We start from the raw sequence: 13,337 nt of genomic DNA on the forward strand, positions 1-13,337 counted from the left end.
GCGGCCGCTCAGCGGCCGGCCGGGCGCATGGCCGGCATGCCGGCGCAGGGGTCGGGGCGCTCGACGGCCGCGGTGCGCAGCACCAGGTCGAAGGCCTGCGCCGGTGCCTCGCCGGGCTCCAGCAGGCCGATGACGAGGCTGCGCGGCTGCCAGGCCGCGGGCAGCCATCGCGGCACGCCGATGTCGCGCCGCACATGGCCATTGCCGGCCAGCAGCAGCGCACCACCGTCCGCATGGGCCACCAGCTGGCGCGCCATGAACTGGTCGCGTGCCACCTGGGCCAGCATCATCTTGCGGGCCAGCGGCTCGTCCACCTGGCCGCAGTGGCTGGCCACGATGGCGGCGGCCTGCGCGTCGGCGATGTCGGCCGGCACCGCGGCATCGAAGCCGGCCGCCGCCAGGCCACCCGAGATCACGCGGCGGGTGTCGGCGCGCGACACGTTGGCCGCCACCAGCCGCAGCCGGTGTTGCAGCGCCAGCGTGATGAAGGGCCGGTACAGCGGCCACTGCCAGCCGGCGTTGCCCTGCGGCCAGGCGGCGGCGATCAGCGCGTCGGCATCGGCGCCGGGGGTGGCCAGCAGGCGGTCGATGGCGGGCTGCTGCTCGCGGTCGAACTGCTCCATCAACAGCGCCGGGCGGGCGCCTTCGGCCAGCAGCCGCTGCAGCGCACGGGCGCGCAGCGCATGCTGCGCCGGGTGGTCGTGCACCTCGCCCAGCAGCACCAGCGGCTGCGCCCGCAGCGCGGCTTGCAGGCGGTCGAGGTCGCTGCCGGTGTCCGTGCGGTCGGGGCCGGTGGTGCAGCCGGCCAGCAGTGCCGCGGGCAGGCCGGCCAGCGCCTGCAGCATGCGTCGGCGGCCGGCGGTCATGCCAGTAGCACCGGCACGTCGCCGGCATGACGCCGCGCCGAGTTCAAGTCGTGCAGAACGATGATCACTCCCATGCCGGACTCCATCGCGCAACGGCGCACCTGCGCAAGCATCGCATGCGGGTGCTGCAGCTTCAGCGGGGCGGTGGGCTTGTCCAGCAGCACGGCACCGGGCCTCCGGCCTGGAGGGCCGCGGCGCAGTCGCTCGGTGCGCGGCGCTCAGTGCCAGCGGCGGCGGGGCGGGGCGGCGGCCGGCGCGGACTCCAGGCTTTCGGGCGCCGCCGGTGGATGCACGGCGCCCATCGGGGCCGGCACGGCGGTATCGGTGCGGCTGCCTTCCAGCGCAAGGGACGCCTGCGCCACCAGCCGCGCCACTTCGTGGAAGGCGGCGGGCTCGAAGCGCAGGGTCATGGACGGCAGGTGCAGGTGCACCACGCCGCAGCCGGGACAGGCGCTGACCTGGCACAGGGGAGACGAAGCCAGGACGGCCAGGTCGTCGTCGGCATGGGAAGGATGGGCGGACATGGACAGCGGCGTCGTTCGGGCGCGCGGCGGCCAGCCCTTGCAATGGAATGGCAGGCGGGGCGCTGCCCGCCGCCGGCTTACTTGGTGAGGATGAGCTTGCCCAGCGCCGTCAGGCGCAGGCGGTAGACGGCGCCGTAGTGCTCGATCTGCACCTCGTTCGCGCCATCCAGCAGCGTGCGGCTGGTGAGCGTGCGGGGCGGCGGCGACTGGGGCGCCAGGTGGTGGGCGGCCGACCCGGTGTCGGCACGGAAGGGCGTAGGAACCGGGGTCAGGTGGTGTTGCATGAGTCCACTATAAACGCGAATCGTTCGCATTTAAAGAGGCTATGCGGTGGTTGCGGTTTTTTACCGTCCGGCTTCAGGTGGCCACGGTGCCGGACCACGCGGCATGGTTGTCCGGCTCCCGCGCGGCCTGCCACGGGTGCAGGGCCAACGCTCCACCGTCCAGCGCGCGCCAGCCGCCGGGCCCGGCCACCCAGGGCGTGTTGCCCGCAGCCACCAGCGCATAGGCCTGCGTATGCGACTGCACGCCCTGCCAGCGGCCCCCGGCCGACCAGCCGGCCACCGTGTCCACCCGCGGGCAGCTGACGAACCAGCCGGCCGGCGTGGCGCAGATGTCGCCGCCATATCCGCCCAGCGGCTGCGGCGTGGACAGCGCCACCAGCGTGGCGGCGGCCGGTGTGCCGCGGGCGCCGCGCAGCAGCGCCAGCACCGGTGCCTGCTGCTGGCTGTCGGCGTCGTCGTGCTGGGCCTGCAGCGCGATGCCCAGGTCGTCGCCGCGCCAGGCCAGGTGGCGCAGGCTCAGGCGGCGGTCGGCCAGCCGCCATTGGTGGGTGATGGCGCCGCTGGCTGCGTCGATGCGCACGATGGACGAGTCCATGCCGGCCAGGTCGAGCTTCAGCCGGCCGGTTTCGGGCCGGGTGGCCACCCCGCCGTTGGCCACGAACAGGCCGCCGCGGCCGTCGGGCAGCAGCGCATGGTTGTCCACGCCGCCGGTGGGCCACTCGGCCAGCCGCTCCAGCGTGCGCGCGTCCCGGCGCACCAGCAGGCCGTCGCCGGTCTCCAGGTCGGCCTCCGTGGTGTACAGATGGCCGCCCCAGGGCTGCACATGGCCGCTGAAGGCGCGGTCGCCGTCGATCCAGTGCCATTGCGCGGCCTGCGGCTGCGCCGGATGCCAGCGCAGCAGCCATTCACCCGGCCGCCGGGCGGCCACCAGCACGCCGCCATCGGGCAGCGGCAGCAGGCCATGGGCGCGGGTGGGCACGTCCAGCAGGCCGATCACCTGGCAGGCGGCGCCGTCGCTGGTCGGCAGGCGCAGGCAGCCGATCTGGTGGCGGCCGTCGGCCAGGTCCCAGGCGGCGAACACGCGGCCGGACGGGCCCTGGGCGGCCACGGCCAGCCGGGGCAGGCCGGCCGCCGTGGCAGCGGCCAGGCCGGCTTGCAGCAGGCGGCGCCGCGGCAGGCCGGCGCTGCGCTCAGTCGCCATCGGCATCGGTGAAGCCCAGCGCCACTTCCAGCGCCGGCGCCACCTGCTTCTCGATCAATGACTTGAGCGTGCCCAGGGCCCGCGCTGCCGCCTGGGCGGCCTCTGGCCTGGCGGGCGCGCCGGCACCGCCCAGGCGCTCGAAGGCCTGCGTGGTGGCAGCCACCTGGGCGGCCAGCGCATCGGCCAGCGGGTTCTGGCCGCGGCCGCGCAGGTAGGCCTCCACCGGCACCAGGCCTTCGCCCAGCGGCCGGGCCGGGCCGGCGGTGAGCTGACGCAGCGATTGCCAGCGCGCCTGCCAGGCGGCGGCGGTGCTGTCCGAGGCCAGGCGCGGGTAGGCCGGCGGGCGGCCGTCGGCGGACTGGATCGGCTTGTCGATGTCCGCCCAGCGCAGCCGCTCGATGCCGCCCAGCCACTGGTTGATAAATTCGCCGAAGGCGTTCGACGCGGCCTCGCCTTCGTCATCGAACTCGCGTGCGGCCAGCGCCTGGAAGTCGGCCGCGATCGCGGCGGCCTCGGCCTGCAGGTCGGTAGCCACCGCCTGGGCGAAGCGGCATTCGGCGCTGCCTGGCGCGGCCGGCTTCGTCCACAGCAGGTATTCCAGCGCGGGCAGGCCCTTGGCCGGCGTGCCCACGCGGGCCATGCCGGCGGCGTCGGCCGGGGCCGCCTTCACCGCGCGGGCGATCAGCTCCGGCCGCGCCGGCTGGAAGTCCAGTCGCCGCAGCGAGCGGCGCTCCACCAGCGGCCCCACCTGCACCGCGGCCAGGCGTTCCCAGGCCAACAGCGCCTCCCGCCAGCGGGCGCGGGCCTCGTCCAGCGTGCCGCCGGCGGTGCAGCCGGCTGCCAGCGCCGGGCCCAGCGCCGCCGAGGCCTGCGCAAAGGCCTGCGACTGCGGCTGGTAGTGCAGCCGGTACAGCGCCTCCAGCGCCTGCACCGGCGTGTAGAAGGGCACCGCGACATCGGGCTGCATGGGGGGCTGCGCCGCGGCGGGCCCCGCGGTCGCCAGGCACAACGCCGCGGCCAGGGCGGCGGACAGGAACAAGGGCTTCACAACGACTCCACGAACTTGACCAGCGCTTCCCGGTCCTGCTTGTTCAACTTCAGCACGCCGTCGCGGCTGGCCTGGGCCTCGCCGCCGTGCCACAGCACCGCTTCCAGCACGCCGCGGGCGCGGCCGTCGTGCAGCAGCCGCATGTGGCCGTTGACGTCCTGGATGAGGCCGATGCCCCACAGCGGCGGCGTGCGCCACTGGCTGCCGCTGGCCAGGTAGTCGGGCCGGCCGTCGGCCAGCTCGGGGCCCATGTCGTGCAGCAGCAGGTCGGTGTAGGGCTTGATCACCAGGCCCTTGAGCGCCGGGCTGGACAGGCGCGGAAAGCGCTCGGCCAGCGCCGCGTCGCCGGTGGTGTAGCTGGGCCGGTGGCAGGCGGCGCACTGCAGCGACTCGAACAGCCGGCCGCCGCGCAGCACCTGCGCATCGGCGGCCTGCCGGCGCGCCGGCGGTGCCAGGGTGGCGGTGTAGAACACCACCTGCGCCAGCGTCTCGTCGTCGATCTCGATGCCGTCGCCGTTGCCGCCGTGCGGGGCCGCGCTGCAGTCGGACTGCGTGGTGCTGCAGGCCTCGGTAGGGAACACGGTGGAGGTGATGCCCATGTCGCCGATGAAGGCGCCGGCCGTCTGGTGGGCCACGGTGGCCACGTTGGCCTTCCAGCCGAAGCGGCCCAGCATCGTGCGCTGCGCGAAGGCGTCCCACACCTCGTTGGGCCGGCCCTTGATCGGGCCTGGCGTGGCGGCCTGCTGCTGCGCATTGGCGCGGATCTCGGCCTCCGGAATGGCCTCCAGCAGCCCCATGCCGATGACCTGCGGCGCGATCCGCGGGCTCAGCATCACGTCGTCGCCCAGCGGCCCGTAGGCCAGTTGGTCGATGCGGTAGTGCGGCTTCAGCAGCTCGTACGGCGTGCCGTCGGCAAAGCGGCCGCGCACCACCGTCTGGCGGATGCGGACCTGGCCTTCCGGCTTCACGCCGCGGATGGCGGCGTTGTTGAGCTGGTCGCCATACACCGGGTGCGGATGGGGCGCGCCATGCTCGCCCACGCCGGGTACCGACAGCCGTATCAGCAGCGACACCGGCTGCTCGGTGCTCAGCCCCTGGCGGAAGTCCGGCGGCGCACCGCGGCCGTCCTGCACATGGCAGCCGCCGCAGGAGCGTGCGATGAAGTGCGGCCCCAGGCCGTCGCGCGCCTGGGTGGACGCAGGCGCCTCGACCCAGTTGCGGCGGAAGAACGAGTTGCCGATGACGAAGCGCGTGCGCTCCTCGTCGCCCAGGTTGGCGGCCGGAAAGCTGAAGGCATTGCGCCCGGTGGCATGCACCGTGGCGGCGCCGGCGGTGAGGGCGGATTCGTCGGCCGACACCGCCATGCCGGCCGCGCCCAGCAGCAGCACCGCGGCGGCCAGCGCCGCGGCCGCCGCGGTCAGGCGGCGTGGGGTCACGGGTTCACCAGCGTGAGCTGCGTGATGCCGATGGCCGAGGCCGCGTCCACCAGGTCCTTGGACTGCTGCACCAGGCTGTCGATCACCGTCTTGATGCGCCGGCGGCCGGGCGCGTTGTCGTCGCCCAGGATCTCCTGGTCGAAGGGCGCGCGGATCTCCCGCGCGGCGGCCACCGATTGCGAGATCTGCCGCGTGGTGCGCTCGGCCACCGCGGGGTCGCGCGCCTGCACCAGCTCGCGCAGCGAGGCGCCCTGCACCGTGCTGCCGTCGCGCCGGCGGTACTGGCCCAGCCACACGTTCTCGATGCCCAGCGCGTTGTTGACCGCGTCCCGATGCGTGTTGTCGGAGAAGCAGGAGTGCTCGTCCTCCTGGTCCTGCGTGTTCAGCGCCACCTCCAGCCGCTCGCCGGCCAGTTCGCCGCGCGACAGCGAGCCCAGGCCCACGATGATCTTGCGCACCGATTCCTGGCCGCCGGCCTCGAAGCGTGCCCGGTAGTTGCCCCGCACGCCTGGCTTCCAGGCGGTGGCCAGGAAGCGCAGGTCGTCGATCAGCAGCTCCGTCACCACCGTCAGGTAGCGGCGGCGGCGGTCGGCCTGCGGCCGCTTGCCGTCGACGAAGTCCTCGAAGCTGCGGTCGCCCGGGCCGTTGTCGCTGGAGTCCTGGCCCCACAGCAGGAACTCGATGGCATGCCAGCCGGTGGCGATGTTCTCCTCGCCGCCGCGCTCGTTCATCTTCGACAGGTGCGCCTTGGTGATCGGCGCCTTGCGGTCGTTGATCAGGCCGGCAGTGGGCCGGTCGCGGGTGCCGTCGACGAAGCTTTCGTCCATCGGCCAGGCATTGATGCGGCCTTCCGGGCCCTTGTCGTCGTCGATGGGGCCGCCGTAGAAGCGGAAGGCCTCCGTCTGCCCGTACCACTCGCGGGCGTCCAGCCAGGCCTGCCGCGCGGCGGCCAGGCTTTCGGCCGTGGGCTGGCGGGTGAAGGCACCCACCGCCGCCTGCAGTGCCTGGGCCGCGGCCAGGGTGTCGTCGTAGGCGGCGCTCACCAGCACCGCATAGTGCTTGCTCACGCTGGCGAAGCTGGCGGGCGTTGCGGCCTGCGCCAGCAGGGTGAGGGGCCACGAGGGAAGGACTGCGGCCGTGGCGGCCAGCGCAAGGAAGCGACGCTTGTTCATCGGCGAATCTTATGCGAACGGTTCGCATTTGCATTCGAGCCCGATACAAGCCCCTGCCTACAATCGAAACCATGAACTATTACCAGCACCACATCTTCTTCTGCCTGAACAAGCGGGAAAACGGCGAAGACAGTTGTGCGCAGCATGCGGCGCAAGCCGGCTTCGACCGCTGCAAGTCCAAGGTCAAGGCCGCCGGCCTGGCCGGCCCGGGCGGTGTGCGGGTGAACAAGGCCGGCTGCCTGGACCGCTGCGCCGGTGGCCCGGTGGCCGTGGTGTACCCCGAGGGCACCTGGTACACCTTCGTCGACGAGGAAGACATCGACGAGATCGTCGAGCAGCACCTCAAGGGCGGCCAGGTGGTCGAGCGCCTGGTGCTGCCGCCCAGCGTCGGCCGCTGACCGGGCACGCCGCACCGTGAACTCCCAGACCCTGCGACAGCCCATTGCCGGCCCGGCCGGTGCGCTGCAGTGCGCGATCGACGAACCCGCCGAGGCCGCCCGCGGCGTGATGGTGGTGTGCCATCCGCACCCGCTGCATGGCGGCACCATGGACAACAAGGTGGTGCAGACGGTGGCGCGCGCCGGCCTGCAGCGTGGCCTGCGCACCGTGCGCTTCAATTTCCGCGGCATCGGCGAATCGGCCGGTGCCTGGGACGAAGGCCGCGGCGAGGTGGACGACGCGATGGCGGTGATCGCCGCCTTCCGCGACGCCGCGCTGCCGCTGTGGCTGGCCGGCTTTTCGTTCGGCGGCTACGTGGCCTCGCAGGCGGCGGCCCGCCTGGCCGCCGAGGCGCCGGCCGCCGGCCTGGTGCTGGTGGGCCCGGCCACACGGAACTTCCCGGTGGCACAGGTGCCTGAAGACACCCTCGTCATCCATGGCGAGGCCGACGACGTCGTGCCGCTCCAGGCCACGCTCGACTGGGCGCGCCCGCAGGCGCTGCCGGTGGTGGTGGTGCCCGGAGTCGGCCATTTTTTCCACGGGCAACTGCCCTTGCTCAAGTCGCTGGTGGCGCGGCACCTCGCCGCCGCCTGACGCCCCCACCGGTCGACGCCTCCTCTGTCTTGATTCCCGAATGAAAAAACTGTTTGCCTACGTGCTGGTGGCTGCCGGCACCGTTTCCGCCTGGGCCCAGGCCCCGCAGGCGCCCGAGATCGCGGCGCGCCACTACATCCTGATGGACCTGACCAGCAACCAGGTGCTGGCCGAGCGCGAGGCCGACGTGGCCACCGACCCGGCCTCGCTCACCAAGCTGATGACCGCCTACGTGGTGTTCACCGCGCTGCGCGAGAAGAAGCTGACGCTGGAGCAGACGCTCAACGTCAGCAAGCGCGCCTGGGAGGAGCGCAAGGGCGACCCGTCGCTGATGTTCATCGACACCACGATGACGCCCAAGGTCGACGAGCTGCTGCGCGGCATGATCATCCAGTCCGGCAACGACGCCTCGGTGGCGCTGGCCGAAGGCGTGGCCGGCTCGGTGGAGAGCTTCGTCGGCATGATGAACCGCCAGGCCCAGGCCTGGGGCCTGAAGAACACCAGCTTCAAGAACGTGACCGGCATGACCGAGCCCGGCCACCGCACCAGCGCCCGCGACATCGCGGTGGTGGCCTCGCACGTCATCCGCGACTTCCCCGAGTACTACCCGTACTACTCGGTGCGCAGCTACACCTACAACAAGATCAAGCAGGACAACCGCAACCTGCTGCTGGGCCGCGACCCCAGCGTGGACGGCATGAAGACCGGCTACACCGATGCCGCCGGCTACTGCCTGGTGGCCAGCGCCGCGCGCGACATGCCCAACGGCAAGCGCCGCCTGCTCAGCGTGGTGATGGGCACCAACTCGCGCGACGCGCGGGCCACCGAGAGCCAGAAGCTGCTGAACTGGGGCTACAGCGCCTGGGACGCGGTACGCCTGTTCGAGGAAGGCAAGCCCATCGCCACGCCGGAGGTCTGGAAGGGCACGACGCGCGAGGCCAAGCTCGGCGCGGCCGGCGCCGTCTACGTCACCCTGCCCAAGGGCGAGGGCGACAAGCTGCAGACCAAGGTGGAACGCACCGACCCGCTGGTGGCCCCGCTGACCAAGAACCAGCGCGTGGGCACGCTGAAGGTGAGCACCGCCGCCGGCGCGCCGCTGGCCGAGGTGCCGCTGGTGGTGCTGGAGCCGGTGGACCAGGCCGGCCTGCTGGGCCGCGCATGGGACGCGCTGCGCCTGTGGATCAAGTAAGGTCAGGCCCTGAAGTTGCCGCGGAGGATTGCATGATCGCGCTGCCCGAAACCCCGTGCTACCTGAACGGCGAGTACACCCGCCTGTGCGACGCCAAGGTGTCGGTGCTCGACCGCGGCTTCATCTTCGGCGACGGCGTGTACGAGGCCATCCCGGTCTACGACCGCCGGCTGTTCCGCTTCGACGAGCACATCGCCCGCCTGGGCCGCAGCCTGGCCAAGCTGCGCATTCCCAACCCGATGGACGAGGCACGCTGGCTGTCGGTGATGCGCCGGCTGGTGGCCGACCACCCGGCCGGGACGCAGCTGGTCTACATCCAGGTCACGCGCGGCGTGGCGATGCGCGACCACGTGCCGCCGGCCGATCCGGTGCCCACCGTGTTCGTCATGACCAACGAGCTGAAGCAGGCCAGCGCCGAGCAGCGCCACCAGGGCGTGGCCTGCATCACCGCGCGCGATTTCCGCTGGGAGCGTGGCGACATCAAGAGCACCTCGCTGCTGGGCAGCGTGCTGGCGCGCATGGTGTCGGCCGACCAGGGCGCCACCGAGACCATCCTGTTCCGCGACGGCTGGCTGACCGAGGCCAGCAGCAGCAACGTCTGGGTGGTGCAGGAAGGCGCGCTGCTGGGCCCGCCCAAGAGCGAGCACCTGCTCGAAGGCATCCGCTACGAGCTGCTGCGCGAGCTGTGCGAGGACATGGGCATCGCCTACAACCTGCGCCCCATCGCCGAGGCCGACGTGCTGGCCGCCGACGAGGTGCTGCTCAGCTCCGCCACCAAGGAGGTGCTGCCCGTCACCCGCATCGACGGCGCCGAGGTGGGCCATGGCGCGCTGCGCGGCAAGCCCGGGCCGGTCTACGCCCGCCTCTACGAGGCCTACCAGAACGCCAAGAAGCTGCAGTCGATCTGATGACCGCACCCGCCACCATGCAGAACATCCCGCCCGAACAGTCGCTGATCGAGTACCCCAGCGCCTTTCCCATCAAGGTGATGGGCGAGAACGTGGACGGCTTCGTGCATGCGGTCACCCAGGTGGCCCTGCACTTCGACCCCACCTTCGATGCCGCCACCGTGGAGCTGCGCCCCAGCAAGGGCGGCAAGTACATGGGCGTGACCATCACCGTCACGGCCACCAGCCGCGAACAGCTGGACGAGCTCTACCGCACCCTGACCACGCACCCGATGGTCAAGGTCGTGTTGTGAGCGGCGCCGGGGCGCTCCCGGTGCCCAGCCGCGCGTCGATCTCGCGCAGCTTGGCCGGGGCCACCTCGTCGCCGCCACGGGCCGCCGCCGCATACCAGTAGCGCGCCAGCCGCAGATCGTGCGCCACGCCCACGCCCGATTCGTACATCGACGCGATGATGTACTGCGCCCCCACGTCGCCGCCCTTGGCCGCCTCGCGGTACCAGTGGGCGGCCGCCGGCAGGTCCTTGGCCGCGCCGCGGCCCAGGTAATAGGCGGTGGCGATCTCCACCTGCCCGTCCACGCTGCCCTGCTGCGCCGCCCGCAAGTACCAGCGGCCGGCCTCGTCCAGGTCGCGCCGGCCGGCATCGCCGGTCTCGTACAGGCGCGCCACGCCGTAGGTGGCGGTGACGAAGCCCTGCTCGGCAGCGCGGGTCATCAGCCGCAGCGCCTCGCTGTTGCTGGCGCCTGGCAGCTCGCGCTTGAGGTGCATCACCGCCAGGTTGTAGCCGGCGGCCGGCACGCCGGCACGGGCCAGGCCCTCGAAGGCCTCGCGGGCCTGCTCCAGCCGGCCCTGGTCATGGTCTCGCACCGCGTCTTCCAGCCGCGCCTGCAGCGCCTCCTTCTGCGCCGGCGTGGGCTCGGCGGCCTGGGCGCCGGCCGCCAGCAGCGCCCAGGCGGCCGCGGCAAGGGCGAAGCGAAGAGTGGAGCGAGCCTGCATGCTGACCTCACGATGACTGCCAAGGAATGGTGCGCACGATGATCGTCAAGACCCTCGGCCGTGTCGACTATGCCGCCACCGAGGCGGCGATGCGTGCTTTCACCGAACAGCGCACGCCCGACACGCCCGATGAACTGTGGCTGTGCGAGCACGACCCCGTGTACACCCAGGGCATTGCCGGCCGCGCCGAGCATGTGCTCAGCCCCGAGGGCATTCCCGTGGTGCGCACCAACCGCGGCGGGCAAGTCACGTACCACGGGCCCGGCCAGGTGGTGGCCTATCCGCTGGTGGACCTGCGCCGGCTCGGCATCTACGTCAAGGAATACGTCTACCGGCTGGAAAACGCGGTGCTCAAGACGCTGGAGGGCTACGGCGTCACCGGCCACCGCGTGGCCGGCGCCCCGGGCATCTACGTCAAGCTGGCCGATCCCTTCGGCCATGCCGCGCTCACCGGTCCGGCGCCCGGCGGCGACCCGTTCCGTGGGCTGGGCAAGATCGCCGCGCTGGGCATCAAGGTGAGCCAGCACCGCACGTACCACGGCGTGGCGCTGAACGTGGCGATGGACCTGCAACCCTTCCTCGGCATCGACCCTTGCGGTTACGCAGGGCTGCAGACGATCGATCTCGCTAGACTCGGCATCTCTACCGACTGGAGCGAGGCCGCCGCGCGCTTTGGAGCGCGCCTTGCGGCCCAACTGACCCCATGACCCAGCCCACGCCCGCCGCTGCACCTGCCTCCCCCGTCGCCTACGACCCCACTGCCAAGCAAAAGGCCCAGGCCAAGACGGCGCGCATCCCCATCAAGATCGTGCCGGCCGAGGTGCTGAAGAAGCCCGACTGGATCCGCGTCAAGGCCGGATCGCCCACCACGCGCTTCTACGAGATCAAGCAGATCCTGCGCGAGCACAAGCTGCACACGGTGTGCGAGGAAGCCAGCTGCCCCAACATCGGCGAATGCTTCGGCAAGGGCACGGCCACCTTCATGATCATGGGCGACAAGTGCACCCGCCGCTGCCCGTTCTGCGACGTGGGCCACGGCCGGCCCGACCCGCTGGACGCGGACGAGCCGCTGAACCTGGCCAAGACCATCGCCGCGCTGCGGCTGAAGTACGTGGTCATCACCAGCGTGGACCGCGACGACCTGCGCGACGGCGGCGCGGCGCACTTCGTGGAGTGCATCACCCGCACCCGCGAGCTCTCGCCCGAGACCCGCATCGAGATCCTGACGCCCGACTTCCGCGGCCGCATGGACCGCGCGCTGGACATCCTGAAGGCCACGCCGCCCGACGTGATGAACCACAACCTGGAGACCGCGCCCCGCCTGTACAAGGAAGCGCGCCCGGGCTCGGACTACCAGTACAGCCTGAACCTGCTCAAGCGCTTCAAGGAATTCGCGCCCGACGTGCCGACCAAGAGCGGCATCATGGTCGGCCTGGGCGAGACGGACGAAGAGATCCTGCAGGTGATGCGCGACATGCGCGCGCACGACATCGACATGCTGACCATCGGCCAGTACCTGGCCCCCAGCGGCCACCACCTGCCGGTGCGCCGCTATGTGCACCCCGACACCTTCAAGATGTTCGAGGACGAGGCCTACAAGATGGGCTTTACGCACGCCGCCGTGGGTGCGATGGTGCGCAGCAGCTACCACGCCGACCAGCAGGCGCACGCGGCCGGGGTGGCGGACGCGGTGGCGTGAGGCGGAGGCAGGGGCCCGCTTCCGGGCCCCGCGGTTACTCGGGCGACAACAGCGCGCGCAGCGCCTCCTGCGGCTTGAAGATCCGGCAGTCGCCGTTTGAGCACCAGCAGGTCGTCGTCACCGGTCACGATCATGTCCGCGCGGCTAGCTGCTGCGCAGGTCAGCACGGCGTCATCGTCCCAGTCGCGTGATACCGGCCGGGGCAGCGCAAGGGGATGTACGCGGTGGGCGATGCGGCCATACAAGCGCAGCATCGTGCTCGCATCCAGGCGGGTGGCGGCGACCGCCTTGGCCAGTTTCGGCTTCGACAGCGTGGCTGCCAGTTCCTTCAGCAATATGGCACTGGTGAAGAGCTTGAGCTCGCCCTCACCGGCCAGTTCGATGAGGCGGCCGGGCAGGCCCCGCCACAGCAGGGCGGATACGACGACGTTAGTGTCCAGTAATGCGCTGGCCCGGATCACCGCCCCGCGCCGGGTGTGTCTTGCCGGCTGGCGTCGCGTACGGCATCGACCTTTGCCTGCACCTGCTGAAGCGATCGCGGGCGGCTGCCGCCCGCGGTGGCGCGTGCCGCGCCCGCCAGCAACTGTTGGGCAGCCTGCCGACGCATTTCCTGCTTCAGCAGCCGCGTCATCGTCTTCGGCGTCAACAGGCCGGCGGCTTCGGCGTCCTTGGCCAGGCGCTCGGGCAGGTCGAGCTTGAGTTCGCGTGTGCTCATCGCGCTAGCGTACGGCGACGCCACTCAATCCGCCAGCGGCGCCGCCTCCGGCGCGGGCGGGGCGCCGGCGGCCTTGTCGCTCCACAGCTGCCCGCCGGTGGCCCAGTTGTGGCGGGCCACTTCGGTGAACACCACGTCCACCGATTCGGGGCTGGCGCCGATGCTGCGCACGGTGGCTTCGGTCAGGGCCTGCGCCAGGGCGCGCTTCTGGTCCAGCGTGCGGCCTTCGAAGAGTTCGACTCGGATGGTGGGCATGGGGTGCTCCTTCGG

General features: G+C 71.9%; 19 protein-coding genes. 7 read left to right on the top strand and 12 right to left on the bottom strand.

Annotation, left to right across the window (positions count from 1 at the left end; all coding sequences use genetic code 11):
- Window positions 1-8 precede the first annotated feature (8 nt).
- From VO99_RS01170 to VO99_RS01200, 8 genes are all read right to left on the bottom strand, one after another.
- Entirely contained in the window at window positions 9-866 is an 858-nt protein-coding gene (locus VO99_RS01170) for a ChaN family lipoprotein (protein WP_046110951.1), read from the bottom strand.
- Window positions 863-1,030, bottom strand: coding sequence for an ATP-binding cassette domain-containing protein (locus tag VO99_RS30040; RefSeq protein WP_157039396.1), 168 nt, complete (start codon window positions 1,028-1,030; stop codon window positions 863-865). Before VO99_RS30040 ends, VO99_RS01170 begins: the two co-directional genes overlap by 4 nt.
- A 54-nt stretch (window positions 1,031-1,084) precedes the next feature.
- A complete protein-coding gene (locus VO99_RS01175) occupies window positions 1,085-1,390 on the bottom strand; it encodes a hypothetical protein (protein ID WP_046110952.1) in 306 nt (101 codons plus the stop codon).
- Window positions 1,391-1,467: 77 nt separating this feature from the next.
- Entirely contained in the window at window positions 1,468-1,674 is a 207-nt protein-coding gene (hemP, locus tag VO99_RS01180; protein WP_046110953.1) for a hemin uptake protein HemP, read from the bottom strand.
- 73 nt (window positions 1,675-1,747) lie between these two features.
- Window positions 1,748-2,881 (bottom strand): DUF1513 domain-containing protein, encoded by a 1,134-nt coding sequence (locus VO99_RS01185; RefSeq protein ID WP_052736018.1) that lies wholly within the window; start codon window positions 2,879-2,881, stop codon window positions 1,748-1,750.
- Window positions 2,865-3,842 carry an imelysin family protein gene (locus VO99_RS01190; RefSeq protein WP_083440295.1) on the bottom strand — a complete coding sequence of 326 codons (978 nt, stop codon included), beginning with the start codon at window positions 3,840-3,842 and terminating at the stop codon, window positions 2,865-2,867. Before VO99_RS01190 ends, VO99_RS01185 begins: the two co-directional genes overlap by 17 nt.
- Before the next feature lie 77 nt (window positions 3,843-3,919).
- Window positions 3,920-5,359, bottom strand: coding sequence for a di-heme oxidoreductase family protein (locus VO99_RS01195; protein WP_046110955.1), 1,440 nt, complete (start codon window positions 5,357-5,359; stop codon window positions 3,920-3,922).
- Window positions 5,356-6,531: an imelysin family protein gene (locus VO99_RS01200; RefSeq protein WP_046110956.1), complete on the bottom strand. Its 1,176-nt coding sequence runs from the start codon at window positions 6,529-6,531 to the stop codon at window positions 5,356-5,358. Before VO99_RS01200 ends, VO99_RS01195 begins: the two co-directional genes overlap by 4 nt.
- Window positions 6,532-6,602: 71 nt before the next feature.
- On the opposite strand from VO99_RS01200, the gene VO99_RS01205 reads away from it, so the two are divergent.
- From VO99_RS01205 to VO99_RS01225, 5 genes are read left to right on the top strand one after another with little or no spacing between them, the layout of a single operon-like run.
- Window positions 6,603-6,929 (top strand): (2Fe-2S) ferredoxin domain-containing protein, encoded by a 327-nt coding sequence (locus tag VO99_RS01205; protein ID WP_046110957.1) that lies wholly within the window; start codon window positions 6,603-6,605, stop codon window positions 6,927-6,929.
- A 16-nt stretch (window positions 6,930-6,945) separates the two neighbouring features.
- Complete coding sequence (locus tag VO99_RS01210) at window positions 6,946-7,563, top strand: alpha/beta hydrolase (RefSeq protein ID WP_046110958.1); 618 nt, start codon at window positions 6,946-6,948, stop codon at window positions 7,561-7,563.
- Between the two features lie 40 nt (window positions 7,564-7,603).
- Complete coding sequence (locus VO99_RS01215; protein ID WP_046110959.1) at window positions 7,604-8,752, top strand: D-alanyl-D-alanine carboxypeptidase family protein; 1,149 nt, start codon at window positions 7,604-7,606, stop codon at window positions 8,750-8,752.
- Window positions 8,753-8,784: 32 nt separating this feature from the next.
- Complete coding sequence (locus VO99_RS01220) at window positions 8,785-9,660, top strand: D-amino acid aminotransferase (protein WP_046110960.1); 876 nt, start codon at window positions 8,785-8,787, stop codon at window positions 9,658-9,660.
- A gap of 17 nt (window positions 9,661-9,677) precedes the next feature.
- Window positions 9,678-9,953 (top strand): DUF493 family protein, encoded by a 276-nt coding sequence (locus VO99_RS01225; protein WP_046111213.1) that lies wholly within the window; start codon window positions 9,678-9,680, stop codon window positions 9,951-9,953.
- Here the strand turns inward: VO99_RS01225 and VO99_RS01230 are convergent.
- Window positions 9,937-10,653, bottom strand: coding sequence for a tetratricopeptide repeat protein (locus VO99_RS01230; protein ID WP_052736019.1), 717 nt, complete (start codon window positions 10,651-10,653; stop codon window positions 9,937-9,939). The two genes, VO99_RS01225 and VO99_RS01230, sit on opposite strands and share 17 nt — an antisense overlap.
- Before the next feature lie 38 nt (window positions 10,654-10,691).
- On the opposite strand from VO99_RS01230, the gene lipB reads away from it, so the two are divergent.
- Window positions 10,692-11,360: a lipoyl(octanoyl) transferase LipB gene (gene lipB / locus VO99_RS01235; protein ID WP_157039398.1), complete on the top strand. Its 669-nt coding sequence runs from the start codon at window positions 10,692-10,694 to the stop codon at window positions 11,358-11,360.
- Window positions 11,357-12,352: a lipoyl synthase gene (lipA, locus tag VO99_RS01240; RefSeq protein WP_046110961.1), complete on the top strand. Its 996-nt coding sequence runs from the start codon at window positions 11,357-11,359 to the stop codon at window positions 12,350-12,352. Before lipB ends, lipA begins: the two co-directional genes overlap by 4 nt.
- Here lipA and VO99_RS29325 read toward each other — a convergent pair.
- Genes VO99_RS29325 through VO99_RS01255 form a run of 3 tightly spaced genes read right to left on the bottom strand, consistent with a single transcriptional unit; the run spans window position 12,298 to window position 13,322 of the window.
- Window positions 12,298-12,813: a putative toxin-antitoxin system toxin component, PIN family gene (locus tag VO99_RS29325; protein ID WP_198156832.1), complete on the bottom strand. Its 516-nt coding sequence runs from the start codon at window positions 12,811-12,813 to the stop codon at window positions 12,298-12,300. The two genes, lipA and VO99_RS29325, sit on opposite strands and share 55 nt — an antisense overlap.
- Window positions 12,810-13,067 carry a hypothetical protein gene (locus tag VO99_RS01250; RefSeq protein ID WP_046110963.1) on the bottom strand — a complete coding sequence of 86 codons (258 nt, stop codon included), beginning with the start codon at window positions 13,065-13,067 and terminating at the stop codon, window positions 12,810-12,812. Before VO99_RS01250 ends, VO99_RS29325 begins: the two co-directional genes overlap by 4 nt.
- A 24-nt stretch (window positions 13,068-13,091) precedes the next feature.
- The gene (locus tag VO99_RS01255; RefSeq protein ID WP_046110964.1) at window positions 13,092-13,322 is read right to left on the bottom strand and encodes a 4-oxalocrotonate tautomerase; all 231 of its coding nucleotides are present in this window, start codon (window positions 13,320-13,322) and stop codon (window positions 13,092-13,094) included.
- Window positions 13,323-13,337: the final 15 nt, after the last annotated feature.

Source organism: Aquincola tertiaricarbonis, from assembly GCF_000969605.1.
Taxonomy (GTDB): domain Bacteria; phylum Pseudomonadota; class Gammaproteobacteria; order Burkholderiales; family Burkholderiaceae_C; genus Aquincola; species Aquincola tertiaricarbonis.

Coding starts and splice junctions, on each gene's coding strand:
- VO99_RS01215 (WP_046110959.1), top strand. CDS start 7,604: ATGAAAAAACTGTTTGCCTACGTGCTGGTGGCTGCCGGCACCGTTTCC.
- VO99_RS01185 (WP_052736018.1), bottom strand. CDS start 2,881: ATGCCGATGGCGACTGAGCGCAGCGCCGGCCTGCCGCGGCGCCGCCTG.
- VO99_RS01230 (WP_052736019.1), bottom strand. CDS start 10,653: ATGCAGGCTCGCTCCACTCTTCGCTTCGCCCTTGCCGCGGCCGCCTGG.
- lipA (WP_046110961.1), top strand. CDS start 11,357: ATGACCCAGCCCACGCCCGCCGCTGCACCTGCCTCCCCCGTCGCCTAC.
- VO99_RS01255 (WP_046110964.1), bottom strand. CDS start 13,322: ATGCCCACCATCCGAGTCGAACTCTTCGAAGGCCGCACGCTGGACCAG.
- VO99_RS01250 (WP_046110963.1), bottom strand. CDS start 13,067: ATGAGCACACGCGAACTCAAGCTCGACCTGCCCGAGCGCCTGGCCAAG.
- VO99_RS01220 (WP_046110960.1), top strand. CDS start 8,785: ATGATCGCGCTGCCCGAAACCCCGTGCTACCTGAACGGCGAGTACACC.
- VO99_RS01205 (WP_046110957.1), top strand. CDS start 6,603: ATGAACTATTACCAGCACCACATCTTCTTCTGCCTGAACAAGCGGGAA.
- VO99_RS01200 (WP_046110956.1), bottom strand. CDS start 6,531: ATGAACAAGCGTCGCTTCCTTGCGCTGGCCGCCACGGCCGCAGTCCTT.
- VO99_RS01175 (WP_046110952.1), bottom strand. CDS start 1,390: ATGTCCGCCCATCCTTCCCATGCCGACGACGACCTGGCCGTCCTGGCT.
- hemP (WP_046110953.1), bottom strand. CDS start 1,674: ATGCAACACCACCTGACCCCGGTTCCTACGCCCTTCCGTGCCGACACC.
- VO99_RS01170 (WP_046110951.1), bottom strand. CDS start 866: ATGACCGCCGGCCGCCGACGCATGCTGCAGGCGCTGGCCGGCCTGCCC.
- VO99_RS01190 (WP_083440295.1), bottom strand. CDS start 3,842: ATGCAGCCCGATGTCGCGGTGCCCTTCTACACGCCGGTGCAGGCGCTG.
- VO99_RS01225 (WP_046111213.1), top strand. CDS start 9,678: ATGCAGAACATCCCGCCCGAACAGTCGCTGATCGAGTACCCCAGCGCC.
- lipB (WP_157039398.1), top strand. CDS start 10,692: ATGATCGTCAAGACCCTCGGCCGTGTCGACTATGCCGCCACCGAGGCG.